At 70.8% G+C, this 26,761-nt stretch carries 21 protein-coding genes and 1 pseudogene; 14 read left to right on the top strand and 8 right to left on the bottom strand.

What is annotated here, in order from left to right:
- Positions 1-2 precede the first annotated feature (2 nt).
- The 9 genes and pseudogenes from HNR40_RS15815 (at position 3) to HNR40_RS15775 (ending at position 10,526) form a co-directional block, all read left to right on the top strand.
- Complete coding sequence (locus tag HNR40_RS15815; RefSeq protein ID WP_312896373.1) at positions 3-1,154, top strand: GNAT family N-acetyltransferase; 1,152 nt, start codon at positions 3-5, stop codon at positions 1,152-1,154.
- A 359-nt stretch (positions 1,155-1,513) separates the two neighbouring features.
- Positions 1,514-2,008, top strand: a pseudogene (ruvC, locus tag HNR40_RS15810) (crossover junction endodeoxyribonuclease RuvC); the annotation flags it as partial.
- Positions 2,009-2,490: 482 nt separating this feature from the next.
- Positions 2,491-3,111, top strand: coding sequence for a Holliday junction branch migration protein RuvA (ruvA, locus tag HNR40_RS15805; RefSeq protein WP_184961855.1), 621 nt, complete (start codon positions 2,491-2,493; stop codon positions 3,109-3,111).
- The gene (gene ruvB / locus HNR40_RS15800) at positions 3,108-4,172 is read left to right on the top strand and encodes a Holliday junction branch migration DNA helicase RuvB (RefSeq protein ID WP_376773474.1); all 1,065 of its coding nucleotides are present in this window, start codon (positions 3,108-3,110) and stop codon (positions 4,170-4,172) included. The genes ruvA and ruvB overlap by 4 nt, the downstream gene beginning before the upstream one ends.
- A 253-nt stretch (positions 4,173-4,425) precedes the next feature.
- Positions 4,426-4,809: a preprotein translocase subunit YajC gene (gene yajC, locus HNR40_RS15795; protein WP_246509154.1), complete on the top strand. Its 384-nt coding sequence runs from the start codon at positions 4,426-4,428 to the stop codon at positions 4,807-4,809.
- 44 nt (positions 4,810-4,853) lie between these two features.
- Positions 4,854-6,623: a protein translocase subunit SecD gene (secD, locus tag HNR40_RS15790; RefSeq protein ID WP_312896372.1), complete on the top strand. Its 1,770-nt coding sequence runs from the start codon at positions 4,854-4,856 to the stop codon at positions 6,621-6,623.
- Between the two features lies 1 nt (position 6,624).
- Positions 6,625-7,626 (top strand): protein translocase subunit SecF, encoded by a 1,002-nt coding sequence (gene secF / locus HNR40_RS15785; protein WP_184961851.1) that lies wholly within the window; start codon positions 6,625-6,627, stop codon positions 7,624-7,626.
- A 72-nt stretch (positions 7,627-7,698) separates the two neighbouring features.
- Positions 7,699-8,208, top strand: coding sequence for an adenine phosphoribosyltransferase (locus HNR40_RS15780; protein WP_184961849.1), 510 nt, complete (start codon positions 7,699-7,701; stop codon positions 8,206-8,208).
- Between the two features lie 125 nt (positions 8,209-8,333).
- Complete coding sequence (locus tag HNR40_RS15775) at positions 8,334-10,526, top strand: RelA/SpoT family protein (RefSeq protein ID WP_184961847.1); 2,193 nt, start codon at positions 8,334-8,336, stop codon at positions 10,524-10,526.
- 173 nt (positions 10,527-10,699) lie between these two features.
- Here the strand turns inward: HNR40_RS15775 and dinB are convergent, their stop codons facing one another.
- From dinB to HNR40_RS15750, 5 genes are all read right to left on the bottom strand, one after another.
- Positions 10,700-11,881, bottom strand: a complete 1,182-nt coding sequence (gene dinB / locus HNR40_RS15770) for a DNA polymerase IV (protein ID WP_221340453.1) — start codon at positions 11,879-11,881, stop codon at positions 10,700-10,702.
- 33 nt (positions 11,882-11,914) lie between these two features.
- Positions 11,915-12,325 carry a cupin domain-containing protein gene (locus tag HNR40_RS15765; protein WP_184961843.1) on the bottom strand — a complete coding sequence of 137 codons (411 nt, stop codon included), beginning with the start codon at positions 12,323-12,325 and terminating at the stop codon, positions 11,915-11,917.
- Between the two features lie 21 nt (positions 12,326-12,346).
- Positions 12,347-13,726 (bottom strand): glycoside hydrolase family 28 protein, encoded by a 1,380-nt coding sequence (locus tag HNR40_RS15760; protein ID WP_184961841.1) that lies wholly within the window; start codon positions 13,724-13,726, stop codon positions 12,347-12,349.
- Positions 13,727-13,854: 128 nt separating this feature from the next.
- Complete coding sequence (locus HNR40_RS15755) at positions 13,855-15,084, bottom strand: DUF349 domain-containing protein (RefSeq protein WP_184961839.1); 1,230 nt, start codon at positions 15,082-15,084, stop codon at positions 13,855-13,857.
- Between the two features lie 60 nt (positions 15,085-15,144).
- Positions 15,145-16,023: a peptidylprolyl isomerase gene (locus HNR40_RS15750; protein ID WP_312896371.1), complete on the bottom strand. Its 879-nt coding sequence runs from the start codon at positions 16,021-16,023 to the stop codon at positions 15,145-15,147.
- A 139-nt stretch (positions 16,024-16,162) separates the two neighbouring features.
- Between HNR40_RS15750 and HNR40_RS15745 the strand changes: the two genes are divergently transcribed.
- Genes HNR40_RS15745 through HNR40_RS15730 form a run of 4 tightly spaced genes read left to right on the top strand, consistent with a single transcriptional unit; the run spans position 16,163 to position 22,638 of the window.
- Entirely contained in the window at positions 16,163-16,870 is a 708-nt protein-coding gene (locus HNR40_RS15745) for an MBL fold metallo-hydrolase (protein WP_184961835.1), read from the top strand.
- On the top strand, positions 16,870-18,126 hold the full coding sequence (gene hisS / locus HNR40_RS15740; RefSeq protein ID WP_184961833.1) for a histidine--tRNA ligase: 1,257 nt from the start codon (positions 16,870-16,872) through the stop codon (positions 18,124-18,126). Before HNR40_RS15745 ends, hisS begins: the two co-directional genes overlap by 1 nt.
- Positions 18,123-19,853 carry an aspartate--tRNA ligase gene (aspS, locus tag HNR40_RS15735; protein ID WP_184961831.1) on the top strand — a complete coding sequence of 577 codons (1,731 nt, stop codon included), beginning with the start codon at positions 18,123-18,125 and terminating at the stop codon, positions 19,851-19,853. The genes hisS and aspS overlap by 4 nt, the downstream gene beginning before the upstream one ends.
- Before the next feature lie 19 nt (positions 19,854-19,872).
- Complete coding sequence (locus tag HNR40_RS15730; RefSeq protein ID WP_184961829.1) at positions 19,873-22,638, top strand: DEAD/DEAH box helicase family protein; 2,766 nt, start codon at positions 19,873-19,875, stop codon at positions 22,636-22,638.
- A gap of 79 nt (positions 22,639-22,717) precedes the next feature.
- On the opposite strand, the gene HNR40_RS15725 is transcribed toward HNR40_RS15730, so the two are convergent.
- The 3 genes from HNR40_RS15725 to HNR40_RS15715 form a co-directional block, all read right to left on the bottom strand.
- Positions 22,718-23,914, bottom strand: a complete 1,197-nt coding sequence (locus HNR40_RS15725; RefSeq protein WP_312896370.1) for a cytochrome P450 family protein — start codon at positions 23,912-23,914, stop codon at positions 22,718-22,720.
- 10 nt (positions 23,915-23,924) lie between these two features.
- Positions 23,925-25,133 carry a cytochrome P450 family protein gene (locus HNR40_RS15720; RefSeq protein WP_221340452.1) on the bottom strand — a complete coding sequence of 403 codons (1,209 nt, stop codon included), beginning with the start codon at positions 25,131-25,133 and terminating at the stop codon, positions 23,925-23,927.
- A 77-nt stretch (positions 25,134-25,210) separates the two neighbouring features.
- Positions 25,211-26,107, bottom strand: coding sequence for a peptidylprolyl isomerase (locus HNR40_RS15715; protein WP_184961827.1), 897 nt, complete (start codon positions 26,105-26,107; stop codon positions 25,211-25,213).
- 146 nt (positions 26,108-26,253) lie between these two features.
- On the opposite strand from HNR40_RS15715, the gene HNR40_RS15710 reads away from it, so the two are divergent.
- Positions 26,254-26,703: a DUF2231 domain-containing protein gene (locus HNR40_RS15710; RefSeq protein ID WP_184961825.1), complete on the top strand. Its 450-nt coding sequence runs from the start codon at positions 26,254-26,256 to the stop codon at positions 26,701-26,703.
- The last annotated feature ends 58 nt before the right edge of the window (positions 26,704-26,761 follow it).

Genomic DNA, 26,761 nt, shown 5'->3' with positions numbered 1-26,761 from the left:
CGGTGGACATACGTGAGCTGACCCTGGACGACCTCGACGCCGTGCTCGACATCCGCAAGCGCTCCTTCGGCCTGCTGTCGCCCGGCGAGCGCGAGCTGTGGCTCAAGGCCATGCCGCCGGTCCTGGCCGAGGGCCGCTACCTGGGCGTCTTCGACGGCGAACGGCTGTCGGCCGCCGGCCGTATCCGGGCCTTCACCCAGTGGTGGCACGGACGCCCGCAGCCGATGGCCGGCGTCGCCGGCGTCACCGTCAACCCCGAGGACCGGGGCCGAGGCGTGGGCACACTCCTCATGACCGCCCTGATCAACCGCGCCGCGGCGCTCGGCGAAGCAGTCTCCGCCCTGTACCCGGCCACCACCCCCATCTACCGCTCGCTCGGCTACGAGCACGCCGGCGCCCAGAACCTCATCACCCTCCCCACCGAAGCGCTGCGCCGCATCCGCCACTCCGGGCAGGTGAAGCTGCGCCGCATGGGCCCCGACGACGCCCCCGAACTCCTGTCCGTCATAGGCCGCGCCCATGCGTCTGCCCGAGCCAGCGGCCCCATCACCTGGGACGAACGCACCTGGCGCGTCTGGCTGGCCGAGGAAAACGACTTCCTCTACCTCGCCGACGACGGCAACGCCATCTACCGCTGGTCCGACGGCGGCATCGAGGTCGACGCCGTGGTCGCCGCCTCCCCGGAGACCAGCAGGGCGCTGTGGTCCCTCATCGGCAGTTCCTCCTCCATCGCCGCCCACGTCACCGCCGCCATCGCCCCCGACGACCCGGTGCTGTGGCTGGTGGGCGAGCGCGCCAAGGAGACGGTCAAGCAGGTCCGCTGGATGCACCGCCTCATCGACCTGCCTCTGGCCGTGGCCCGCCGCGGCTACCCCGCCGCCGTCTCGGCCTCCGCCGTCGTCGAGGTCACCGACCCCCAGCGCCCGTCCAACTCGGGCGCGTGGCGCCTCGACGTCTCCTCAGGCTCCGGTACGGCTACCGCCATCACCTCCACCGCCGGCCCCCACCTGACGGCCAACGGCATCGCCGCCCTGTACGCCGGAGTCCCCACAGCCACTCTGCGCCGCTCCGGGCTGATGACCGGGCCGGACGCCTCTGACGACAGCCTGGATGCCGTTTTCGCTGGCCGGCCGTACATGCTGGACTACTTCTAACCCACCTCCCCGGCACGACCCGCACCCCCGGGTTCCCCACCTCCCCGGCACGACCCGCACCCCCGGGTTCCCCACACCCCGGGGGTTCCGCCACCCTGGGCTTTCCCGCGCTCCCAGGGTTCCTCCACTCCCAGGCTTTCCCGCGCTCCCAGGGTTCCTCCACTCCCAGGCTTCCCCGCGCTCCCCGGGTTCCTCCACTCCCAGGTTTCCCACGCTCCAGGCTTCCCCGCACCCTCGCCGCTTCCCGGACACCGCATCCCGCCTCGGTTCCTGCGACCGCGTGTTCGCGGTGCGCGGGCGGGGGAACACGGGTAGAGTTCCTTGCCGAACAGGTGTTCGGCGGTTGAGGGGGCGTGCGGGTGCGGGTGATGGGCGTCGATCCCGGGTTGACCAGATGCGGCCTTGGGGCCGTCGAGGGACGGCCGGGCACCGCGCTCTCCCTCTTGGCGGTGGGAGTGGTGCGCACCTCACCCGACGACGACCTGGGCACCCGACTGGTCGGGATCGAGGAGGGCATCGAGCAGTGGCTCGACGACGTCCGCCCCGACGCCGTGGCCGTGGAGCGCGTCTTCAGCCAGCACAACGTCCGCACCGTGATGGGCACCGCCCAGGCCGCCGGCATCGCCGTCCTGTGCGCCGCCCGCCGCGGACTGCCCGTGGCGCTGCACACCCCGTCCGAGGTCAAGGCCGCCATCACCGGCAGCGGCACCGCCGACAAGAAGCAGATCGGTGCCATGGTCACCCGCTTGCTGCGCCTGACCGAGATGCCCAAGCCCGCCGACGCCGCCGACGCCCTCGCCCTGGCCATCTGCCACATCTGGCGCGGCGGCAACCAGCAGCGCCTCGCCCAGGCCGTGGCCCGAGCCCAATCCCAACGCCGTACCCCCCACCCCTCCATCCCCCCACAGCCCCGCCGCACTACCTCCCCCCAACCCCCTCAACCCCGCACCACCCCAACCAGCCCCCCTGGCGCCCCCACCTCGGCTAACTCGCCTGCCACCCCCTCCGGCACGCCCACCGTCGCGGCCAACCCGCCTGCCACCGGCACCGGCATGCCCACCGCCCAGACCAGCTCGCCTGCCACCCCGACCGGGACACCCGCGAGCTCGACGGCCGCGCCCACCGAGGCGCCCCGCGCTGTCGGTGCCCGCAGCCGTACTTCCCGCGGCACGGCAGAGCCCCAGGTGCCTGGTCAGGCTCTAGGCTCGCCTTCCGGGCAACTGTCAGGCCCGGACGCCGGTCAGGGCTCCGGTGCCGAGGCGGGGTCCGGGGCTGGATCGGGTGTGGGCTCTGGGGCCGGGGCTGCCGGCCGTACCACTGGAAAGGGTGTGGGGTTGTGATCGCGTCCGTGGCGGGGAAGGTGGCGGCGCTCGCCCCAGACGGCGCTGTCGTCGAGGTCGGCGGGGTGGGGATTCTGGTGCACTGCACTCCCGGCACCCTGGCCGGGCTGCGGGTCGGGGAGGCGGCCAGGCTGGCGACGTCGCTGGTGGTGCGGGAGGAGTCGCTGACCCTGTTCGGGTTCGGGAGCGAGGACGAGCGGACCGTGTTCGAGATGCTGCAGACGGCCAGCGGCGTCGGTCCGAAGCTGGCGCTGGCGATGCTGGCCGTGCACACGCCCAACGCGCTGCGCGTGGCGGTCGCGAGCGCGGACCTCAAGGCGCTGACCCAGGTGCCGGGCATCGGGCAGAAGGGCGCCCAGCGCATCGTCCTGGAGCTCAAGGACCGGCTCGGCACCCCCGAGGAGGCCGTCAACGCCGCGATCGGCGGCAACGCGGGCAAGCCCGCCTGGCGTGAGCAGGTTCACTCCGGCCTGGTCGGGCTCGGCTACTCCAGCAAGGACGCCGACGAGGCGGTCGCCGTCGTGGCGCCCGAGGCCGACGTCGCGCTGGCCGAGGGACGACAGCCGCAGGTGGCCGCGCTGCTCAAGGCGGCGCTGAGGGCGTTGAGCGTGCGATGAGCGACTGGGACGACCTGGGCGACCTGGAGCGCGAGCTGGTCGCGCCGGAGGCGGGCGGGGACGAGCAGCAGATCGAGGCGGCGCTGCGGCCCAAGCGGCTGGCGGAGTTCATCGGTCAGGGGCGGGTGCGCGAGCAGCTCTCGCTGGTGCTGGAGAGCGCGCTCAGACGGCAGCGTCCGCCGGACCACGTGCTGATGAGCGGCTCGCCGGGCCTCGGGAAGACCACGCTCGCGATGATCATCGCGGCTGAGCTGGGCGCGCCGCTGCGCATCACCTCGGGTCCCGCGCTCGAACGCGCCGGCGACCTCGCGGCGATCCTGTCGACGCTGGCCGAGGGCGAGGTGCTGTTCATCGACGAGATCCACCGGATGGCCCGCCCCGCCGAGGAGATGCTCTATCTCGCGATGGAGGACTTCCGGGTCGACATCGTCGTCGGCAAGGGCCCGGGCGCGACCGCGATCCCGCTGGACATCGCGACGTTCACGCTGGTCGGCGCCACCACCAGGGCGGGGCTGCTGCCCGCGCCGCTGCGCGACCGCTTCGGCTTCACCGCCCACATGGACTTCTACGAGGTGCCCGAGCTCGAACAGGTGCTGGCCCGCTCGTCCCGCCTGCTCGGCGTGCACCTGCCGGACGACGCCGCGCACGAGATCGCCCGCCGTTCGCGCGGCACGCCCCGCATCGCCAACCGGCTGCTGCGCCGGGTGCGCGACTTCGCCGAGGTACGCGCCGACGGCGTCATCACGCGCGACCTGGCCGCCGCCGCGCTCAACCTCTACGAGGTCGACGCGTGGGGGCTCGACCGGCTCGACCGGGCGGTGCTCGGGGTACTGCTGCGCAAGTTCGGCGGCGGCCCGGTCGGGCTGTCCACGCTGGCCGTGGCGGTGGGGGAGGAGCCGGAGACGGTCGAGGTGGTGGCGGAGCCGTTCCTGGTGCGCCAAGGTCTGCTGGCCCGCACCCCGCGCGGACGTGTCGCGACCGCCGCGGCCTGGACCCACCTGGGTCTCACCCCGCCGCCGGACGCGTTCGGCGCCCCGCTGTTCGGACCCGCGGACCTATGACCCGGAACGGCACGCGCCCCGCCAAACCCCCGGGGTCACAGAACGGTTGCAACCATTGCAAATTGGGAACTTCCCCGCGCGCCGAATCGCTGCCTCGTTGCCGCGTTTCGCAACAACCGCCTACACTCCGTGGCTTGGCTGGCTGTGTAGGCTGACGGGCTGAGCGGCGCGGCCCCGACGCAACGCACGGAATTTCCGGCGCGAGGCCGGTGTCAACTTCTTGTACGACAATGGAAGGTCGCCCCTTATGGACATGGGATCACTCGGAAGCATCCTGCCGCTGGTACTTCTGGTGGTGGTGTTCTATTTCCTGCTCATCCGCCCGCAGCGCAAGCGGCAGCAGGAAGCCGTCAAAATGCAGAACTCGCTCACCCCCGGTACGCGAGTGATGACCACGACGGGGCTGTTCGCCACCGTGGTGACGGTCGACAATGAGGACGTGATCCTTGAGGTGGCGCCCGGCATCGAGACCCGCTGGGTCAAGGCGGCCATCGGCCGCGTCGTGACCCCGGGTGACGCCCCCGTCGAGGACGAGCCCGTCGCGGACGAGCCCGTCGCCGACGTGGCCGACGAGGTCAAGACCGAGGACGTCAAGGACGAAACGAAGAACGGCGACTCGAGCACGAAGCAGTCCTGACTAGGCTGCGACAGACACCTCTAATCCGAAAGAACTGACGACCCGTGGCCCGACCGACCAGCCGCCACAGCAATCCGGGGCGCACGCTCCTGATTCTCCTGGCGCTCATCCTCGCCCTGGGCGGGACGATGTTCCTGCAGAAGGCGTTCACGCCCAAGCTGGGCCTCGACCTCGCCGGCGGAACGACGGTGACCCTGTCACCCGTAACGCTCAGCGGCGCGGCTCCCTCCCAGGAGTCGCTCGACCGTGCCGTCAGCATCATCCGTGACCGGGTGAACGGCACAGGCATCTCCGACGCGGAGGTCGCAAAGTCCGGCGACAACATCATCATCTCCGTTCCCGGCAAGGGCCAGGAGGAGGTCATCAAGCTGGTCGGCACCACGGCGGAGCTGCGCTTCCGCCAGGTGCTCGCGGTCGAGGCCGCCGCCCCGGAGCAGCTCAGCACCGAGGCGCCCAAGCCGAGCACCAGCCCGAGCGGCACCGCGAAGCCGAGTGGATCGCCGTCGGCCAAGGAGCCGAGCGCGAAGCCGTCGGCCAACGCCCCGCAGGAGACCCCCAAGGCCTCGCCGACCGGCAAGGCCCTGTCCTCGGCGCTGACCTCGCCCACGACGCCGACCCCCTCGGCCAAGGACGACAAGAAGAAGGACCCGAAGGCCACCCCGACGCCGTCGGGCTCGCCCTCCGCCCAGCCTTCGCAGCCCCAGCAGGAGCAGCAGCCGCAGATCGACACGACGGGCGTCGACCCGGCCGTGCTGAAGCAGTACCAGGGTCTCAAGTGCGCCGACCCCAAGACCCGCGGCCAGGGCGTGCAGGACGACCCGAAGAAGCAGTTCGCGGCCTGTTCCGACGACGGCTCCGCCAAGTACATCCTGGACGTGGCCAAGGTCGTCGGCACCGACATCGACACCGCGTCCTCCGGCGTGCGTCCCGGCAGCACCGACTGGGTCGTCCAGCTCGACTTCAAGAGCGCCGGCGCCACGGAGTGGAGCAAGCTCACCTCCACCGCGTTCAACTCGCAGGCCCCGCGCAACCAGGTGGCGGTCGTCCTCGACGGCCTGGTCATCACCGCGCCGGTCATCCAGGGCCCGATCCCCGGCGGCCGCGCCGAGATCACCGGCGGCTTCAACCAGAAGACCTCGACCGACCTGGCCGACCAGCTCAAGTACGGCGCGCTGCCGCTGAAGTTCAACCGCAGCTCGGTGGAGACGATCTCCTCGACGCTCGGCTCGGACCAGCTCATGGGCGGTCTGATCGCCGGCGGCATCGGCCTGGCGCTCGTGGTGCTCTACTGCCTGTTCTACTACCGGGGCCTCGGCCTCGTCGCGGTGCTGAGCCTGGTGATCGCCACGGTGCTGACGTACGAGTCGGTGGTGGTCCTCGGCGCCAACGGAGGCTTCGCCCTCTCGCTGCCGCACATCATCGGCCTGGTGGTGTCGATCGGCATCACCGCCGACTCCTTCATCGTGTACTTCGAACGTATCCGTGATGAGATGAAGGAAGGTCGGCGGACGCTTCGCGCGGCCGTCGAGGTGGCCTGGGTCCGTGCCCGCCGCACGATCCTGATCGCCGACGCCGTGATGTTCATCGCCGCGGTCGTGCTCTACTTCCTGGCCGTGGGCGGTGTGGCCGGGTTCGCCTTCGCGATGGGCCTGACCACGCTGATCGACATCGTCGTGGTGTTCCTGTTCACGAAGCCGTTCATCGCCCTGCTGGCGAAGCTGAAGTTCTTCTCCAAGGGGCACCCGCTGTCCGGTCTCGACGCCGAGCGCATGGCATCCGAGCCCGCCCGCACCAACACCCCGCAGGAGGCCTGACATGGGACTCGGGCGTCGCCTCTACCGCGGCGAGATCGACGTCGACTTCGTCGGCAAGCAGAAGCTCTGGTATTCGCTGTCGGGCCTTCTGCTGGTGTTCTCGCTCGCCGGCCTGATCTTCAGCGCGGTGAACACGGGCAGTCCCCTCAACCTGGGCGTTGAGTTCAGGGGCGGGTCGGTCTTCTCCTTCAAGGCCCCCGCGGCCGACATCGAGCAGGTCCGCTCGACCTTCACCGACGAGGGCGTGCACCAGGCGATCGTGCAGACGGCCGGCGACCGGTGGCGCGTGACCACCGAGACGCTGTCGGAAGCCCAGGTCACCCAGGTGCAGAACGCCGTCGTCGCCGACTACAAGATCCCGGTCTCGCAGGTGGACATCCAGTCCATCGGCGCCTCCTGGGGCGGCGAGGTGTCGCAGAAGGCCCTGATCGGCCTAGGCGTCTTCATGCTGGCGATCATCCTATATCTCAGCATGGCGTTCGAGCCCAAGATGGCGCTGGCCGCCATCGTGGCGCTGGTGCACGACCTGGTCATCACCGCGGGCGTCTACGCCTGGTCGGGCTTCGAGGTCACCCCGGCGACCGTGCTGGGCTTCCTGACGATCCTCGGTTATTCGCTGTACGACGCGGTCGTCGTCTTCGACATGATCAAGGAAGTCACGGCCAAGCTGGGCACCACGTCGAAGAAGACCTACACCCAGGCGGCCAACGACGCGCTGAACCACACGCTGATCAGATCGCTGAACACCTCACTGGTGGCCATCCTCCCGGTGGCGGCGATCCTGTTCATCGGCACCACGCTGCTCGGCGCCGGCACGCTGAAGGACCTGGCGCTGGCCCTGTTCGTCGGCATGGTCGTCGGCACGTACTCCTCGCTGTGCGTCGCCACACCGCTGCTGGTGACGCTGAAGGAGCGCGAGCCGAAGTACCAGGCGATCGCCAGGAGACTGGCCTCCACCGGCGGCGGCAAGGGCGCCAAGAGGGCGGCCGCGGCCAAGGGCTGACGATTTTCCGGCATGGCCCCCGCTCCGCTTCGACGGGGCGGGGGCCTCGCTTGTCCCACACGAGGAGACTTCATGAACGAGCGGACCCTGGACCTGATCAGGGACGTGCAGGACTATCCCCAGCCGGGGGTGCTGTTCAAGGACATCACGCCGCTGCTGGGCGACCCTGACGGGTTCGCGGCCATGGTGGACGAGATCGCCGGGCTGTTCGAGGCTGACAAGATCGTCGGGATCGAGGCGCGGGGCTTCATTCTGGCGGCGCCGGTGGCGTACAAAGCTCGTGCCGGGTTCGTGCCAGTCAGAAAGAAGGGCAAACTGCCCGCCGAAACCCTGGAAGAGTCCTACGATCTGGAGTACGGCTCGGCCACCATCGAGGTGCACCGGGACGCCTTCGCACCGGGTGACCGGGTGCTGATCGTGGACGACGTGCTGGCCACGGGCGGCACCGCCGCGGCCACGGTGGAGCTGGTCCGGCGTGCCGGGGCCGACGTCGTGGGCGTGGCCGTACTGATGGAGCTTGCCTTTCTCGAGGGGCGTGCGCGCCTGCCGGGAGTAGAGGTACGCGCCCTGCTGACCGTCTGAGTTCGCCACCTGGATACACTGGGGGGCCTGGACTCACACGTAAAGGAGTCTGTGTGCCCCGTGATGTGGTCGTGCCCGACGTAACCGAGTCTTCGACGCGTCGGCGGCGGTTTGGGGGTGGGGCCATGAACCCGGTGCTGGAACCCTTGTTCCGGACGGTCAGGGCTACCCATCCCAAGGCTGACCTGCGCCTGATCGAGCGTGCCTACGACGTGGCCGCGTACCATCACCGCGATCAGAAGCGTAAGAGCGGCGACCCCTACATCACGCACCCGCTCGCCGTGGCCACGATCCTGGCCGAGCTCGGCACCGACGACGAGACCCTGTGCGCAGCGCTCCTCCACGACACCGTCGAGGACACCGCCTACGGCCTGGAGGAGCTGCGCGGCGACTTCGGCGACACGATCGGCTCGCTGGTCGACGGCGTCACCAAGCTGGACAAGGTCAAGTTCGGGGACGCGGCGCAGGCCGAGACCGTGCGCAAGATGGTCGTGGCCATGTCGCGCGACATCCGCGTGCTGATCATCAAGCTGGCCGACCGCCTCCACAACATGCGCACGATGCGCTATCTGCCCGAGCACAAGCGGCAGCAGAAGTCCCGCGAGACGCTGGAGATCTTCGCGCCGCTCGCCCACCGCCTGGGCATGAACACCATCAAGTGGGAGCTGGAAGACCTCGCCTTCGCGATGCTCTACCCCAAGCGCTACGACGAGATCGCCCGCATGGTGTCGGAGCGGGCGCCGCGGCGCGACCTGTTCCTGCAGGAGGTCATCGAGAAGGTCTCGGGCGACCTGCGCGAGGCCAAGATCCGCGCGGTGGTCAAGGGCCGGCCCAAGCACTACTACTCCGTCTACCAGAAGATGATCGCCAGGGACGTCGCCTTCGACGACATCTACGACCTGGTGGGCATCCGCGTGCTCGTCGACAGCGTGCGCGACTGCTATGCGGCTCTCGGAACGATCCACGCGCGATGGAACCCGGTGCCCGGCCGGTTCAAGGACTACATCGCGATGCCCAAGTTCAACATGTACCAGTCGCTGCACACCACGGTGATCGGCCCCGAGGGCAAGCCGGTGGAGCTGCAGATCCGCACGCACGCCATGCACCATCGCGCCGAGTACGGCGTGGCCGCCCACTGGAAGTACAAGGAGGAGGTCGGCGCCACCGCCCCGCCGGGCAAGGTCAAGCCGGGCAGCGACATGGCGTGGCTGCGCCAGCTCCTCGACTGGCAGAAGGAGACCTCCGACCCGGGCGAGTTCCTGGAGTCGCTCCGCTTCGACCTGTCGGTCTCCGAGGTCTACGTCTTCACCCCGCGCGGCCAGGTCGTGGCACTGCCCGAGGGCGCGACCCCGGTCGACTTCGCGTACGCCGTCCACACCGAGGTCGGCCACCGATGTATCGGCGCCCGCGTCAACGGCCGCCTCGTGCCGCTGGAGTCGCGGCTGGGCAACGGCGACACCGTCGAGATCTTCACCTCCAAGTCGCCCGACGCCGGGCCGTCGCGCGACTGGCTGAAGTTCGTCAAGTCCGGCCGGGCCCGCAACAAGATCCGGCAGTGGTTCTCCAAGGAGCGCCGCGAGACCGCGATCGAGGCCGGCAAGGAGGCCATCGGCCGGGCCATGCGCAAGCAGGGGCTGCCGCTGCAGCGCCTGATGTCCGGCGAGGCGCTGCTGGCCCTCTCCCGCGACCTGCGCTACCCCGACGTCTCCGCCCTCTACGCCGCCGTCGGCGAGGGCCACATCGCCGCCCAGTCGGTCGTGCAGAAGCTCGTGGCCTCCATCGGCGGCGTCGAGAGCGCCGAGGAGGACATCGCCGAGACCTCGCTGCCCACCCGCCTCAAGGGCCGCCCGCGCGGCGGCGGTGGGGCCGGTGTGGTCGTGGCGGGCGACGCCGACGTGTGGGTACGCCTGTCCAAATGCTGCACGCCGGTGCCGGGGGACGACATCGTCGGCTTCGTCACCCGCGGCCACGGCGTCTCGGTGCACCGGGCCGACTGCACCAACGTCCAGCAGCTGAAGGAGCAGCCCGACCGGCTCGTCGAGGTCAGCTGGTCGCCAAGTGAAGACTCGGTCTTCCTGGTGGCCATCCAGGTCGAGGCGCTCGACCGCCCCCGGCTGCTGTCCGACGTCACCCGCACCCTGTCCGACCAGCACGTCAACATCCTGTCCGCGTCGGTGACCACGTCGCGGGACCGGGTGGCGATCAGCAAGTTCACCTTCGAGATGGGCGACCCCAAGCACCTGGGGCACGTGCTGAAGGCGGTCCGCAGCATCCAGGGCGTCTTCGACGTCTACCGCGTCAGCGGCGCCGGCAGCTGACCCCTCTTCTGGTACGGCCCGCCGCCCGATAAGCCGGATCCCACACCTTCCCGTGGAACAGTGCTCGGGGCCTTTTGGCCGCTCCTGTAGCTCGACGCGGCGTTGTGTCGTCCTGGGCCGTGCCGGGGATGCTCGGGCCACTGCGGAGGGCAACGGGGGCGGGGCCGTACCTCCTAGTCGGGCAGGAGGGGGACGGTGGGGCCGTCGTCGCGGCCGAGCAGGACGGCGCGCGTCACGGCGGCGGAGCCGAAGCGCAGGCGGAGCGAGTCGACCGTGGTGTCCAGGGCGCGCGGCTCGTCGAAGGGGAGGGCGAGCTGCAGCGCGGTGGAGTCGCTGAGGTTGGTCAGCGCGAAGCCCACCAGCGTGATGCCGCGCTCGTCGATCAGGGGCGCGGCGGCGGCCAGGAGGCGGCGGGCGGTGGCCAGCAGGGCGGCGGTCTCGTCGGTGGCCTGTGGGACGGTGTGGGAGCGGGTCACCCGGGTGAAGTCCTCGAAGCGCAGCCGCAGGACCACCGTGCGGGCGCAGCGGCCGGCGGCGCGCAGGCGGCGGCAGACGCGGTCGATCAGGGCGATGGTGATGGCGTCGAGCTCCTGGCGGGTACGCCGGGTGCGGCCCAGGGCGCGCTGGGCGCCGATGGAGCGCCTCCGGCGGCCCGTTCGCACGGGGCGCGGGTCGCGGTTGAGCGCGAGGGCGAGCAGGTGGCGTCCGGCGGCGGGGCCGAGGCGGGCGGTCAGCGTGGACTCCTGCAGCGCGGCCACCTCGCCCACGGTGGTGATGCCCAGGGCGTGGAGCTTGCGGGCGGTGATCGGGCCGACGCCCCACAGCCGCTCGACCGGCAGCGGGTGGAGGAAGTCGAGCTCTCCGTCCGGCGGGACGACGAGCAGGCCGTCGGGCTTGGCGACGCCGCTGGCCACCTTGGCCAGGAACTTGGTGCGGGCCACCCCGACGGTGATGGGCAGGCCCACCTGCTCGCGTACGTCGCGGCGGAGCTTGGCGGCGATGCGGCCGGGCGGGCCGGAGATCTCGCGCAGGCCGCCGACGTCGAGGAAGGCCTCGTCGATGGACAGGCCCTCGACCAGCGGCGTGGTGCGCTCGAAGACGTCGAAGACGGCCTTGCTGGCCTCGGAGTAGGCGGACATGCGGGGCTCGACCACGATCGCGCGCGGGCACAGGCGGCGGGCCTGGCCGCCGCTCATCGCGGTGCGGACCCCGCAGGCCTTGGCCTCGTAGCTGGCCGCCAGGACCACGCCGCCGCCGACGATGACCGGACGGCCGCGCAGGCGCGGGTCGTCACGCTGCTCGACGGAGGCGTAGAAGGCGTCGAGGTCGGCGTGGAGGATCGTCGCTTCGCTCACGAACACATGTTCGCATGGATGGCAAGATCAGGGCTAGCGCAGGCCGGGGAGGTTGACGACGATGGCCTCCTGGGTGCTGCGGGCGATGACCACGACGGCCTCCCGCGTGGGGTCGGGGTTCTCCTCGCGGTGCGGGACGAACGGCGGCACGTAGACGTAGTCACCGGCCTTGGCCTCGATGCGCACCTCCTCGCCGCCCTCGGGGTCGATGAAGACGAAGCGCGGGGTGCCGCTGACGACGTAGATGGCGGTCTCGGACTCGCCGTGGTGGTGGTCGGCCGAGGCCGTGGACGGGGCGACGTGCGTCTGCCCCATCCACAGGCGGCTGGAGCCCACGGAGGCGCCGCTGATGGCGGCCAGGCGGCGCATGCCCCCGGTCTGCGCGGTGTCGGCCGTCAGCAGGCCGGGGGCGATGTGGTGGAGCTTGCGGTGGAAGGCGTCCATGGCGGCCACCTTCTCACGCGCTCAGACCTCGACGCCGTTGACGAAGACCTTGCGCAGCCGCAGGCCGTCGGTGAAGGCGATCTTGTCGGGCCCGGTGATCCCGGTGAACCGGCACCTGTCCAGGCGTACGTCCGTCAGGTGGTCGGTTTCGAGGCCGACGAGGTTGAGCACGGCGTCGGCGCCGTCGATGCGGGTGTCGCGCATGGTGATGTTCCGGACGGACACCGGCAGGGTGCCCGGCTCGGTGCTCGCGTAGTTCATGTTGACGAAGATGATCTCCCGGTCCACCCCTGAGCCGGTGAAGCCGCGCACGTGGACGCCGTCGACGTACGCGCCGCGCTTCTTGCCGGCCTTGATGTAGACGGGGTACTTGACCGGGTAGTTGCCGGGGAAGGCGGGGGAGTTGATGACGCAGCGCTCGGCGAAGACGTCGCGCACGCCGCCGGACATCTCGCTGCCGACGGTGATCCCGCCCCAGCGCCCGGAGAACAGGCAGTCCTGGACGACGATGTTCCGGCTGGGCACGCCGACCCGCCGGCCGTCGGCGTCGCGGCCGGACTTGACGGCCACGCAGTCGTCGTTGGTGTTGAAGCGGCAGTCGTGGATGTGCACGTAGGAGGAGGCCTCGGGGTCGCAGCCGTCGGTGTTGTAGAGCGTGCTGACGACAGTGATCCGGCGGATGGTGATATTTCGGGAAAGAACCGGGTTTACCGTCCACATCGCCGGTTCCAGGATCGTCACCTCCGAGACCAGGACGTTCTCGCACTCGACGAACTGGATCATCGCCGGGCGTAAGTAGTGCCCGGCGCCGAAGACCCGCTGCTCCACCGGCACGCCGTCGTCGCCCATCTTCCGCAGCGCGCGCTGGTCGGCGCCCTGGGGGCCGCCGTTGGCGTACCAGCTCTCCCAGGGGCCTTGGCGGGCCTGGCCGTCCAGCGTGCCCTTGCCGGTGATGGCGACGTCGCGCTGTCCTCGGGCGTAGACGAAGGGGGAGTAGTTGTAGCACTCGGTGCCCTCCCAGCGGGTGAAGACCACCGGCAGGTAGGCGTTCGGATCGGTGCTGAAGGCGATCGTGGCGCCCTCCGAGACGTGCAGCTCCACGCCGCTGCGCAGGTGGATGGCCCCGGTCAGGAACCTTCCCCGGGGTACGAGCACGCGCCCGCCGCCCGCCCGGGAGCACGCGGCGATGGCCTGACGGAAGGCGGCGGTGCAGTCGGTGACGCCGTCGCCGACGGCGCCGAAGGCGGTGATGTCCCACTTCCTGGCGGGGAAGCGCGGTGGTCGGATCCTGCGGAGAATGTGAGGGACTCGGTGCCAGGGATCATCCGATGAATCGGCGTGTGCCGTACCGGGCATCATGCTGGCGGCAGCGAGAAGCAGAACAGAGCGCCGTGAAGGCATCAGTCCTCCACCAGAAGGGGTCGGATGTCTGGAGCCTAAATCACATTCGCTTCGCTAGGAAGTTAATTCGGCGGACGCACGAAAAGCGCCGGCCGGTGGGAACCGGCCGGCGTTCGTCGTCGCGGTGGTCAGCTGAACTCGGCGAGCGTGCGCTCGGCCTCCTCCAGCCAGGAACGGCGGGCCGTCAGGGCCTCCTCGGCCTCCTTGACGTCCTTGGCCCGGCCCGCGGCCTCGGCCTTGGCCAGGCGCTTCTCCAGCTGCTCGATGGAGGTGCGGAGCTGGTCGACGGTGCTCTGGGCACGGGCGCGGGCCTCGGGGTTGGAGCGCTTCCACTCCGCGTCCTCGGCCTTGCGCACGGCCTCGTCGATCTTGCGCAGCCCGCCTTCGAGCCGGTCGCGCTGCTCGCGCGGCACGGGACCGACGGCCTCCCAGCGCTCCAGAAGCACGCGCAGCGAGCCGCGGGCGGCCCGCGCGTCGGTGACCGGGAGGATCTTCTCGGCCTCGACGAGCAGCACCTCCTTGGCCTCCGCGTTGGCCGCCAGCGACGCGTCCCGCTCGGCGAAGACGGTGGAGCGGGCCTGGAAGAACACGTCCTGCGCGGCCTTGAAGCGGGCCCACAGCTCGTCCTCGGCGTCGCGGGAGGCGCGTCCCGCCGCCTTCCAGCGCTGCATCAGCTCGCGGTAGACCGAGGCGGTGGGGCCCCAGTCGGTGGACTTCGCCAGCGCCTCGGCCTCGTCGACGATGCGCTCCTTCTCGGCGCGCACGCCTTCGCGCTGCTCGTCGAGCCCGGCGAAGTAGGTCTTGCGGCGCTTGGCGAAGGCCGTGCGGGCGGCGGACAGCCGCTTCCACAGGCCCGCCTCGGTGGCGCGGTCGATGCGGTCGGCGGCCTTCCACTCCTCGACGAGCTGGCGGAGCCGCTCGCCGCCGGACTTCCAGTGGGTGGTCTCCTCGGCGATGCGCTCGGCCTCGGCGACGATGCGCTCCTTGACCGCCTTGGCCTCGACGCGCGCGTGCTCGCGGGCGGCCTTGACCTCCTCGCGGCGGTGCGCGACCAGCTCCGACAGCCCGTCGAGGCGCGCCGTCAGCGCGGCCAGGTCGCCGATGGCATGGGCGTCCGCGACGGCCTCGCGCAGCTTGACGATGCTGGCCTCGGCCTGGGCCGGCGCCAGGTCGGTGCCCTTGAGCCGCTGCTCCAGCAGCTGCACCTGCCCGGCCAGCTCGTCGTACTTGCGATGGAAGTAGGCCAGCGCTTCCTCGGGTTCACCGGCCTGCCAGGAGCCGACGGCCCGCTCTCCCTCAGCCGTACGCACGTAGACGGTGCCGTCGTCGTCTACCCGGCCCCACGGGTCGGTGCTCACCGTGTCCTCCCGCACTTTCCATCAGACCCTTCGGGACTACCCGTCCCTAGTTGTATTACGTCAGCTCTTGCCAGAGATTGTCACGTCTTTGAGTTGGAGGGTTTCCTTGGGCGCTCCCGTTCCGTCCGGACCCGGCGTGATAACGCCCGCCTTGTTCACCTTGTCGAGAATGTCGAGCCCCTTGGTGATCGTACCGACTGGCGTGTAATCCGGGGTGAGTCCGATGTCGCCGTATACCAGGAAGAACTGGCTTCCGGTGGACCCGGGCGCGTTCGTCTTGGCCATGGCCATCACACCGCGCTTGTACGTGGCGCCCTTGAGGTTCTCCTCGGCCATCACGTAGCCGGGGCCGCCCATGCCGTCGGTCTGGCTCTTGCCGTCGGCCTTGGCCGTCGGGTCGCCGCACTGCAGCATCGGGAACTTCTCGTTGCCCAGCCGGTGGCACTTGCTGCCGTCGTAGTAGTTCTTCTTCGCCAGGAACTCCAGCGAGTTGACGGTGCACGGCGCGCTCGCGTTGTTCAGCTCCACCTGGATGTCGCCCTGGTTCGTGGCGAACGTCAGCGTCTTGGTCGCCGGCTTCACGCTCGCCTTGGCCGGAGGCATGCCGACATCCTTCACGGTCCCGTTCTTGTCGGCCACATAGCCGCACTTGCCGGTCTTCGGGTCGAACGGCGCTGCCGCCGCGACCTGACTCGGCGACGTGCTCGGCTGGGCCGAGTCCGAAGCCGCCGGCGTGGGCGATGCCGCCGCCTCCGTGCCGGGCTCCCCGTTGAACAGGGCCACGGCGGCGACGATGCCGCCGACCACTACGACGACGCCTATGCTGGAGCCGATGATCGCAGTGCGCTTGTTACGCTGCTCGCGCTCGATGCGGCGCTGCATCTGCCGCTCGTAGTGCTCACGAGCCAGCTGCTTCTGCCGGTCCTTCCCCGTGGCCACCGCTTTGCCTCCCATAGTCAATCAACTGAGGTGGGCGAATCGTATCGGCCAAAGGGCAATGGTTCGCAGCCCGGCGACCCGCACCGGTACCCTTCGGTTACATTCCCATTGGCTTTTTCAACGAGATCAGCTGAGGCAGATGCTCATCGCAGGGTTCCCCGCAGGGGCCTTCCAGACCAACTGTTACGTCGTCGCGCCCGCCGCCGGCGAGGAATGTGTGATCGTCGACCCTGGTCAGGACGCCGTGGACGGCGTAGACGAGTTGCTGCGCGAGCACCGGCTGAAGCCGGTCGCCGTCGTGCTGACCCACGGGCACCTCGACCACGTCTGGTCCGTGGCCCCGGTGTGCGGCGCGCGTGACATCCCCGCGTGGATCCACCCGGACGACCGTGATCTGCTGAGCGATCCCGCCAAAGGCTGGTCCGACACCTCGGCGCAGCTGTTCGGCGGCATCACGCTGAGCGAGCCGGACGACGTGAAGGAGCTGTCCGACGGCGCCGTGCTGAAGCTGGCCGGACTGGAGCTCGTCGTGGACCACACCCCCGGCCATACCAGGGGGTCGGTGAGCTTCCGGCTGCCCGAGGACGAGATCATGTTCTCCGGTGACCTGCTGTTCGCCGGCTCCATCGGCCGCACCGACCTGCCGGGCGGCGACTATCCGACGATCCTGCGCAGCCTGGCAGCCAAGTGCCTGCCGCTGCCTGATGAGACGATCGTCCTGCCGGGCCACGGACCACAGACCACGATCGGCCGCGAGCGCGCCACCAATCCTTACCTGAAGGCTTTCTCTGATGACCTCGCCTCCGGCGAGGGTGCGCCGCACGCCGGTCCCACACGAGGGATCTAATGAGCTTCCAAGCACCAAAGGGCGTCAAGGAATACGTTCCTCCGCAGGCCGCGACGTTCTACGCCATCCGCCAGGCGTTCGCCGAGACCGCCAGGCGCGCCGGCTACTCCTACCTGGAGACCGCGGTCTTCGAGGACACCCAGCTGTTCGCCCGCGGCGTCGGCGAGTCCACCGACGTCGTCAGCAAGGAGATGTACACCTTCACCGACCGCGGCGGCCGCTCGCTCACGCTGCGCCCGGAGTTCACCGCCGGCGTGCTGCGCGCGGTCCTGGAGTACGGCCTGCACCGCGGACAGCTCCCGGTCAAGGTCTGGACCGGTGGCCCGGTCTTCCGCGCCGAGGCGCCCCAGGAGGGCCGCTACCGGCAGTTCTACCAGCTCGACCTGGAGGCCGTCGGCAGCGAGGACCCGGCCGTCGACGCCGAGACCATCGCGCTGGCCTGGCAGTGGTATTCCGCGCTCGGCCTGACCCAGGTGCGCCTGCTGCTCAACTCGCTGGGCTGCTCCGAGTGCCGCCCCCTCTACCGCACCCGCCTGCAGGACTTCCTGCGCGGCCTCGACCTCGACGAGGCCACCCGGGCCCGGATCGAGATCAACCCGCTGCGCGTGCTCGACGACCGGCGGCCCGAGGTGCGCGAGCAGCTCGAGGACGCGCCGCTCATCGGCGACCACCTGTGCGGCGACTGCAAGGCCTACCACGACCGCGTCAAGCAGCACCTGGCCGACCTGGACATCCCGTGGCAGGACGACCCCAGGATGGTGCGCGGCCTCGACTACTACACCCGCACCACCTTCGAGTTCGACCACCCGCTGCTGGGCGCCCAGTCCGGCATCGGCGGCGGCGGCCGCTACGACGGCCTGTCCGAGGCCATCGGCGGGCCGCGGCTGCCCGGCATCGGCTTCGGGCTCGGCCTGGACCGCACCGTCATCGCCCTCGGCCGTGAGGGCATCGAGCTCGCCACCCCGCCGCGCTGCGAGGTGTACGGTGTGGCGCTGGGTGAGGAGGCCGCCCGGACCATGTTCAAGCTCCTCGGCGACCTGCGCGCGGCAGGTGTCGCCGCCGACATGTCGTTCGGCGGCAAGGGACTCAAGGGTGCGATGAAGGGCGCGGACCGCTCCGGCGCCCGTTTCGCGCTGATCCTGGGCGAGCGTGACCTGGCGGCGCAAGCCGTACAACTGAAAGACCTGACCACCGCTGAGCAGACCGAGGTGCCCTTGGCCCAGGTCGTGGACGTTCTGAAGGGGAAAGTGCAGTGATCCGCACGCATAAGGCCGGGGAGCTCCGCAAGGAGCACGCCGGGCAGCAGGTGACGCTCGCAGGATGGGTGGCCCGGCGCCGCGACCACGGCGGCGTGGTCTTCATCGACCTGCGTGACGCCTCCGGCTCGGCCCAGGTGGTCTTCCGCGAGGAGGACCACGCCCACGACCTGCGCGCCGAGTACTGCGTGAAGGTGATCGGCGAGGTACGCGTGCGGCCCGAGGGCAACGCCAACCCCGAGCTGCCCACCGGCGAGATCGAGGTCGTCGCCACCCGGGTCGAGGTGCTCAGCGAGTCGGCGCCGCTGCCGTTCCCCATCGAGGGCAACACGGGTGTGTCGGAGGAGGCGCGGCTGAAGTACCGCTACCTCGACATCCGCCGCCAGCAGGTCGGCAACGCCATGCGGGTGCGCTCCAAGGCCACCTTCCTGGCCAACCAGGTCATGGACGAGCTCGGCTTCGTCTACGTCGAGACGCCCACGCTGACCCGCTCCACCCCCGAGGGCGCCCGCGACTTCCTGGTGCCGGTGCGCCTGCAGCCGGGCAACTGGTACGCGCTGCCGCAGTCGCCCCAGCTGTTCAAGCAGCTCCTGCAGGTGGCCGGGCTCGAGCGCTACTACCAGCTGGCCAAGTGTTACCGCGACGAGGACCTGCGCGCCGACCGGCAGCCGGAGTTCACCCAGATCGACATCGAGATGTCCTTCGTCGACCAGGAGGACGTCATCGCCGTCGGCGAGGCGCTGATCGGCCGCGTGTGGAAGGAGATCCTCGGCTACGAGATCCCCACCCCGCTGCCCAGGATGACCTACGCCGACGCGATGGCCCGCTACGGCTCCGACAAGCCCGACCTGCGCTTCGGCCAGGAGCTCGTGGACGTCACCGAGTACTTCAAGGACACCACGTTCCGCGTCTTCCAGGCCGACTACGTGGGCGCGGTCGTCATGCCCGGCGGCGCCTCCCAGACCCGCAAGGAGCTCGACGGCTGGCAGGACTGGGCCAAGGCGCGCGGCGCCAGGGGCCTGGCGTACGTGCTGGTCCAGGAGGACGGCACGCTCGGCGGCCCGGTGGCCAAGAACCTGTCCCAGCAGGAGCAGGACGGGCTCGCCGCCTTCGTCAAGGCTGCACCCGGCGACGCGATCTTCTTCGCCGCCGGAGCCCGCAACTCCTCGCGCGACCTGCTCGGCGCCGCCCGCCTGGAGATCGGCCGCCGCTGCGACCTCGTCGACCAGTCGCTGTGGGCCTTCCTCTGGGTCGTCGACGCCCCCATGTTCGAGGAGGACGGCGAGGGCGGCTGGACCGCGGTCCACCACCCCTTCACCGGCCCCAAGCCGGAGTACGCGGCCGACTTCCAGGACAAGCCGGGCGAAGCCCTGGCCTACGCCTACGACATGGTCTGCAACGGCATGGAGATCGGCGGCGGCTCGATCCGTATCCACCGCGCCGAGATGCAGCAGCGCGTCTTCGACGTGCTCGGCATCTCCAAGGAGGAGGCCGAGAGCAAGTTCGGCTTCCTGCTCGACGCCTTCCAGTACGGCCCGCCCCCGCACGGCGGCATCGCCTACGGCTGGGACCGCATCTGCATGCTGCTGGCCGGCGGCGAGTCGATCCGCGACGTGATCGCCTTCCCCAAGACGGCCTCCGGCTTCGACCCGCTGACCGCCGCCCCGACCGCCATCACGGCCGAGCAGCGCAAGGAAGCCGGCGTCGACGCCAAGCCCAAGGAGTAGCCACGAGCGTGAGGTCCGCATGAGATATGCCGATCTCGCCGCCCCCAAGCCGCTACGCCGCCACCAGCGACAGGCCCTGGACGAGCTGGAGGCGGCGTTCGCGGCCGGACGGCGCCGGGCCTGGGTCGTGTTACCACCCGGCACCGGCAAGACGCTCACGGGCCTGGAGGCGGCCAGAAGGCTGGGCGCCCCGATCGTGGCCTTCGGCCCCAACACCGCCATCCAGGGCCAGTGGCTGGCCGAATGGCGCGCCTTCGGCGAGAAGGCCGGCGCTGGCACCTCGCGCCTGCTCGGCGAGGACGTCACCGTCCTGACCTATCAGGCGCTGGCCAGCTTCGACCCCGACGCCGAGATCGACGAGGAGGGCGGCAGCCGGACCTCCCACCTCGACCGGCTGCGCCCGGCGGGCCGCGAGCTGGTGGAGCGCCTGGCCGCGCTCGGCCGGGTGACGCTGCTGCTCGACGAGTGCCACCACCTGCTCGACACCTGGGGCGAGCTGCTGGCCGAGGTCCTGCGGCAGCTGCCCGAGGCCACCGTGATCGGGCTGACCGCCACCCCGCCCGACCGGCTCACCCCGGCGCAGGCGGAGCTGGTCGGGGAGTTGTTCGGGCCGGTGGTGCGCGGTCCTTCGATCCCGGCCGTGGTCCGCGAGGGCCATCTGGCCCCGTACGCGGAGCTGGCGTGGCTGACCTGCCCGACCGCGCACGAGCAGGCGTGGCTGGCCGCCGAGGCCGAGCGCTTCGCCGAGCTCACCACCGACCTGCTCGACCCCGGCTTCGCCACCGTGGGCTTCCTGGAGTGGCTCGACACCCGCCTCGTCCACCGCGGCGACGACGTGCTGACCTGGCAGCGGCTCGAACGCCGTGAGCCCGCGCTGGCCGCGGCCGCGCTGCGCCTGCACCACGCCGGGCTGCTGCCGCCGCCGGAGGGCGCCCGCGTTCGCGAGGAGCACCGCCACCGGCCGACGGCCGCCGACTGGGTCTGCCTGCTCGACGACTACGTGCGCCGCTGCCTGCGGCGTAGTGGCGAGCCCGCGGACCTGGCCGCCGTCGAGGCGATCCGGCTGGCGCTGCCGTCGATCGGCTACCAGCTGACCGCGCGTGGCGTGCGGGCCGGCCGTACTCCCGTGGACCGGGTGGTGGCGCGCAGCGAGGCCAAGACGGGCGCGGTGGCCGAGATCCTGGCCGCCGAGCACGCCGCGCTGGGGGAGCGGCTGCGCGCGCTGGTGCTGTGCGACCACGAGCGGGCCACCGCCACGCTGCCCGCGCGCCTGTCGGGCGTGCTGGACGAGCAGGCCGGGTCGGCCAGGCTGGTGCTGGAGACGCTGGCCGCCGACCCGCGTACCGTCCGGCTGGACCCCATGCTCGTCACCGGCCGCACGGTCGCCGCCCCCGCCGCGACGGCCGCGGCCTTCGCCGAGTTCTGCGCGGGTACGGCGCGCCTCGACCCGATCCCACCCGGCGCGCGGGGCGTGGTCGAGGTGACCGGCTCCTGGAACAGCCGCCTCTGGGTCGCCCTCGCCACCCGCTTCCTGGAGTCCGGCGGCTGCTCGGTCCTGGTCGGCACCCGGGCGATGCTCGGCGAGGGCTGGGACGCCAAGGGCGTCAACACGGTCGTCGACCTCACCGAGGCCACGACGGCCGGCGCGGTCGTGCAGATGCGCGGGCGCGGGCTGCGCGCGGACCCGGCGTGGCCGGAGAAGGTGGCCAACACCTGGTCCGTGGTGTGCGTCAGCGCCGAGCACCCCAAGGGGTCGGCCGACTGGGAGCGGTTCGTCCGCAAACACGATGGATACTTCGGGCTGACCGACTCCGGGACGATCGCCGCCGGAGTCGCGCACGTGCATCCCGAGCTGTCGCCTTACGTGCCGCCTCCGGTGTCCGGCTTCGACCGGTTCAACGCGTCGATGCTGGAGCGGGCGGCCGATCGGGCTCGGGTGCGGGAGTTGTGGCGGGTGGGCTCGCCGTACGAGGACCTGCCGGTGCACAGCCTGCGCGTCGAGCCCGCCCGTGCCGCGGCCCGCCCGGCGGTGAGCCGTGCCGAGCCGCCGCGCGCGGTGCCAGCCGAGCACGGCATCAGCCCGCGCCCGCGCCTGGCCCGCCGCCCGCACCTGCTGGCCGGCGCCGCCGGGTGGGTCGCCGGCGTCGCCGCCTGGCTGGCCGCCGTTCCCGCCGCCGTGCCGGTGGACGGCCTTCCGCTGGCCGTCCCCGGCGGTCTGCCCCTCGCCGCCGCCTCCTTCCTTCTGGTACGGCGTGCCCGTCGCGGCACCGCTGGACAGGCGGCGTTGCGTGAGGTGGCGGAGCAGTTCGACCTGTCCGCGATCGCCTGCGCCGTGGCCGACGCCCTGCACGCGGCGGGGCATGTGCCCGAGGGCGCGCGGGCGGTGCACGTGGAGCCGGACGGCGCGGGCGCCTACTGGATCGAGCTGCGCGGTGTGCCGGAGGCGGCCTCGCGGCGCTTCAGCCTCGCGCTGGACGAGGTGCTGACCGCGCCCGTCGGGCCGCGCTACCTGGTGCCCAGGTACTTGGTCGAGCCGGGACGCCGGCAGGGGCGGGCGCTCATGGCCGGCCGCCCCGAGCCGAACGCGGTGGTCCACCACGCGGTGCCCGAGGCCCTCGGCGAGCGCAGGAAGGACGCTCAGGCGTTCGCGAAGGCGTGGAACCGCTGGGTCAGCCTCGGCGAGCCGGTCTACACACGCTCGCCGGAAGGGGCGGGGATCCTGGCCGCGCAGGCGGGCGGCTCGCCACTGGACGTCGCCACCGCCCTCCGCCTCACCTGGCGCTGAGCACCCGACCGGTCAAGCCTCGTCCGATCAGGCCCCCGCCCGCCGCGCCCCGATCGGCGGGCGGTAGCCGTACCGGCGATCAGAAGCGGACGGGAAGCCGCGCCAGGCCGCGCACCACCGAGCCCGGCGGCCGCCACGCCAGCTCCTCCTCCGCGCAGTCCAGCGCGAGGCCGGGCAGGCGGGCGAGCAGCGTGCCGATGGCGATCCGCCCCTCCATCCGGGCCAGCGGCGCGCCCAGGCAGAAGTGGATGCCGTGCCCGAAGGCGAGGTGACGGTTGTCGCGGCGGGTGATGTCGAGCTCCTGCGGCGAGGAGACGGCGGCGGGGTCGTGTCCGGCGGCGCCCAGCGAGATGTGCACCATCGCGCCGCGCGGCACCGCCACCCCGGCGATCTCCACGTCCTCGGCGGCGAAGCGGGGAGTGGAGCGCTCGACCGGCCCGTCGAAGCGCAGGAACTCCTCGATCGCGTCCGGCAGCAGCTCCGGCTCGCCGCGCAGCAGTGCGAGCTGGTCGGGGTTGCGCAGCAGGGCCAGCATGCCGTTGCCGATGAGGTTGACGGTCGTCTCGTGCCCGGCGATCAGCAGCAGCGTGAGCGTGGACAGCAGCTCGCGGTCGTCCAGGTCGCCGCCGTTGGCCAGCGCGCTGACCAGGTCCTCGCGCGGATCGGCGCGCCGCTCGGCGACCAGGCGGGCGAAGTAGGCCTGCGTGTCGCGGGCCGCCTGCTGCCGCACCCTGGTGCCCTCGGGGTCGAAGCTGGGGTTGATCAGCAGCCCCGACCATTCGCGGAACCGCTCGCGGTCCTCCGCGGGCACGCCGAGCAGCTCGCAGATGACGATGATCGGCAGCGGGAAGGCGAACTCGTCGATCAGCTCCGCGCTGCCGTTCATCTCCATGGCGTCGATGAGCTCGTCGGTGATCTCCTGGACGCGCGGGCGCAGCGCCTCGACCCGCCGCGGCGTGAAGTCCTTGGAGACCACGCGGCGCAGCCGGGTGTGCTCGGGCGGGTCGACCTGGAGCATGTTCGACTGGAACAGCAGGTCGTCGGAGTCGGCGAGCTTGCGGAAGTAGTCGCCGAAGACCGTGATGTCCTTCGACAGCCTGGGGTCGTTGAGCGCGGCCCGCCCGACTTCGTGGTCGATGATCAGGAACGCGTCCATCCCGGGCGGGAAGTCGATCGGATACACGGGACCCCCGGCGCGCAGGCCGTCGTAGGCGGTGTAGGGGTCGCGGTTGAAGTCGGGAGTGACAAGGAACTCGAACGGTAGTTTCTCCGGCACGGAGATCACCCTAGAACGCCACGGGCAGGGCGGAAAGCGAGCGCACGATCGAACCGCTCAGCCGCCACGAGAGCTCGTCCTCGCGGCAGTCGAGCCGCAGGTCCGGCAGGCGCTCCAGCAGCATGGCGAAGGCGATCTGAGCCTCCAGCCGGGCCAGCGGCGCGCCCAGGCAGAAGTGGATGCCGTGGCCGAAGGAGACGTGCCGGGTGTCCTGGCGGGCCACGTCCAGCCCGTCGGGGTGCGCGTTGGCCCGGGGGTCGCGGCCGGCGGCGCCGATGGAGACGTGGACGAACGCGCCCTTGCCGACCGGTATCCCGGCGATCTCCATGTCCTCGACCGCGATCCTGAACGTGCCGCGCTCCACGGGCGCGTCGAAGCGCAGGAACTCCTCCACGGCGTTCGGCACCAGCTCGGGACGGCTCTTGAGCAGTGCGAACTGCTCCGGGTCGAGCAGCAGGGCCAGCATGCCGTTGCCGATGAGGTTGACGGTCGTCTCGTGCCCGGCGATCAGCAGCAGCGCCAGCGTGGACACCAGCTCCCTGTCATCCAGCTCGTCGCTGGTGACCAGCACGCTGACCAGGTCCTCGCCAGGGTCGGCGCGGCGCTCGGCGATCAGGTCGGTGAAGTAGACGCGCAGCGACTCGGTGGCCCGCACCTTCCTGGCCTGCTGCTTCTCGTCGATCGGGGGATCGATCAGCGCCCCCGACCACTCACGGAACAGCTCGCGGTCCTCGACCGGCACGCCCATCAGCTCGCAGATGACGACGATCGGCAGCGGGAAGGCGAAGTCGGCGATGAGCTCGGCCCGGCCCCGGCCCGCGATCCCGTCCAGGAGCTCGGCGGTGATCTGCTCGATCCTGGGCCTCAGCAGCTCGATGCGGCGCGGGGTGAAGGCCCGCTGGACGACCTTGCGCAGCCGCGTGTGGTCGGGAGGATCCGCCATGAGCATGTTGTCGGCGAGGATCGGGTCGCCGTCGCGGACCGCCTCGCGGAACCATTCCGGGCCGCTGTTGATGTCCTTGGACAGCCGAGGGTCGGCCAGCGCCGCGCGGCCGTGCTCATAGTCGACCACCACGTACGCCTCGGCGCCCGGCGGGAAGTCCACCCGGTGCACCGGGCCCTTGGCGCGCAGCTCCGCGTACATCGGGTACGGGTTCGCGCTGAACTCGGGAGAGAAGAAGAACTCGAAAGGCAGGTTTTCCGGCATGTCTTTCGGCATATGGCCACTCCTTTGGGTCCAGATCCACTCTGGCCCCGCGGAAGTGGCCGATCAGCCGCTTGTGACGGGAATCACCATCACTTGGTGGACATCTTCACGTCCTTGATGATGAACGGGTTCTTCGGCGCCGTGGAGCCGCCGTCGCCCGTGACGTCGTCAGGGTTGACGATGAAGCCCTCCTTGGCGGCCTTGTCGATGATCTCCAGGCCGCTGGTCACCATGCCGAGGATCGAGTAGGCCGGGTCGAGCTGCGTGTTCTCGTTCGACATCGAGATGGCGAACTGGCTGGAGTTCTGCCCCTGCGCGTCGGTCGGCTGGGTCAGGAAGACCACGCCGCGGGTGTACGGCATGGCCCCGGCGGCCTCGTCGCCGTAGACGTAGCCGGCGGTGCCCTGGCCGTCGGTGGGGTTCTTGCCGTCGGCCTTGGCCAGCGCGTCGCCGCACTGCAGCAGGAACAGGCCCGAGTTCTCCGGCACCACCAGGCGGTGGCACTTGGTGTTGTCGTAGAAGTTCTTCTTGGCCAGGAAGTTCATGGAGTTGACCGTGCACGGGGTGAACTTCGGGTCCACCTGGATCACGATGTCGCCGCGGTTCGTGACCACGGTCATCGTCTTGATCTTCAAGGAGTCGCCCGGCTTCTTGGGCGGGAAGCCGACGAACTTCTTCGGCACGTCCTGGGTGTCCTTGTTGTACGTGCAGCTGATCGGGCCGGTCTTCGGCGTCATCGAAGGCTCGGGCTCCGAGGAGACGCTGGAGGACGGGGACGGCGAGGACGTCGCCGCGACCTTCTTGGCGTCGTCGCCGCCGCCGAGGAGGGTGGTGGCGGCCACGATGCCGCCGGCGACCAGGACGAGGGCCACACCGCCGCCGATGAAGGCGTTACGCCTGCCCTTGGCGTTGTCCCCAGCAGCACGCCGCTCCTGCCGCTCCTTGTGCTCTCGCGCCAGTTCGCTCTGGCGGTCGTCGCCGCTCACGGATATGTCCTCCATCTTTGCCGACACATGACCAAACAACTTCGCGAATGCTACCGGCCTCCCTTATGTGGTGTACGTAAGTGGCGGAAGGGACGGGAACCAGGTCCTTGCCTCATACGTAGTTGAAATGAGAACGGAGTGCTGCCATGTTCAACGAGATCCTCGGGCTGCCCGCCCATCCCCTGATCATCCATTTCGCCGTGGTGCTGACACCGCTGCTCGTGGCCGTTTCCGTGGTCTACGCGGCGGTCTCGCGCTGGCGGCCGCAACTGGCCTGGGCGGTGGTGGCCCTGTCGGTGCTGGCGCCCGTCGCGGTCTTCGCGGCCAGGCAGAGCGGCATGGCGCTGAAGGAGGCCAGGTTCGCCACCGCCGACGGCGACCTGGGTCAGCGCATCGCCACCCACGAGAGCTTCGCCACCCCGCTGCTGCTGTCCACGCTGGCACTCGGCGCCCTGTCGTTGCTGCTGGTCTTCGCCGCCCGCAACAAGACCGTGGGGCTGGTCCTCTCCGTGCTCACGGTCGTGGCGGCGCTCGTGGCCGCGTACTACGTGTTCCGCGCCGGTGACTCGGGAGCGCGAGCGGTGTGGACCCTGTAGTCTCGATTTGTGGATAGCCTGTTCGATTCGGCGGCTGAGGAGGCCACTCCGCAGCCGC

It is taken from the genome of Nonomuraea endophytica (assembly GCF_014203235.1).
GTDB lineage: Bacteria > Actinomycetota > Actinomycetes > Streptosporangiales > Streptosporangiaceae > Nonomuraea > Nonomuraea endophytica.
This window is presented reverse-complemented; position numbering and strand designations above follow the sequence as displayed.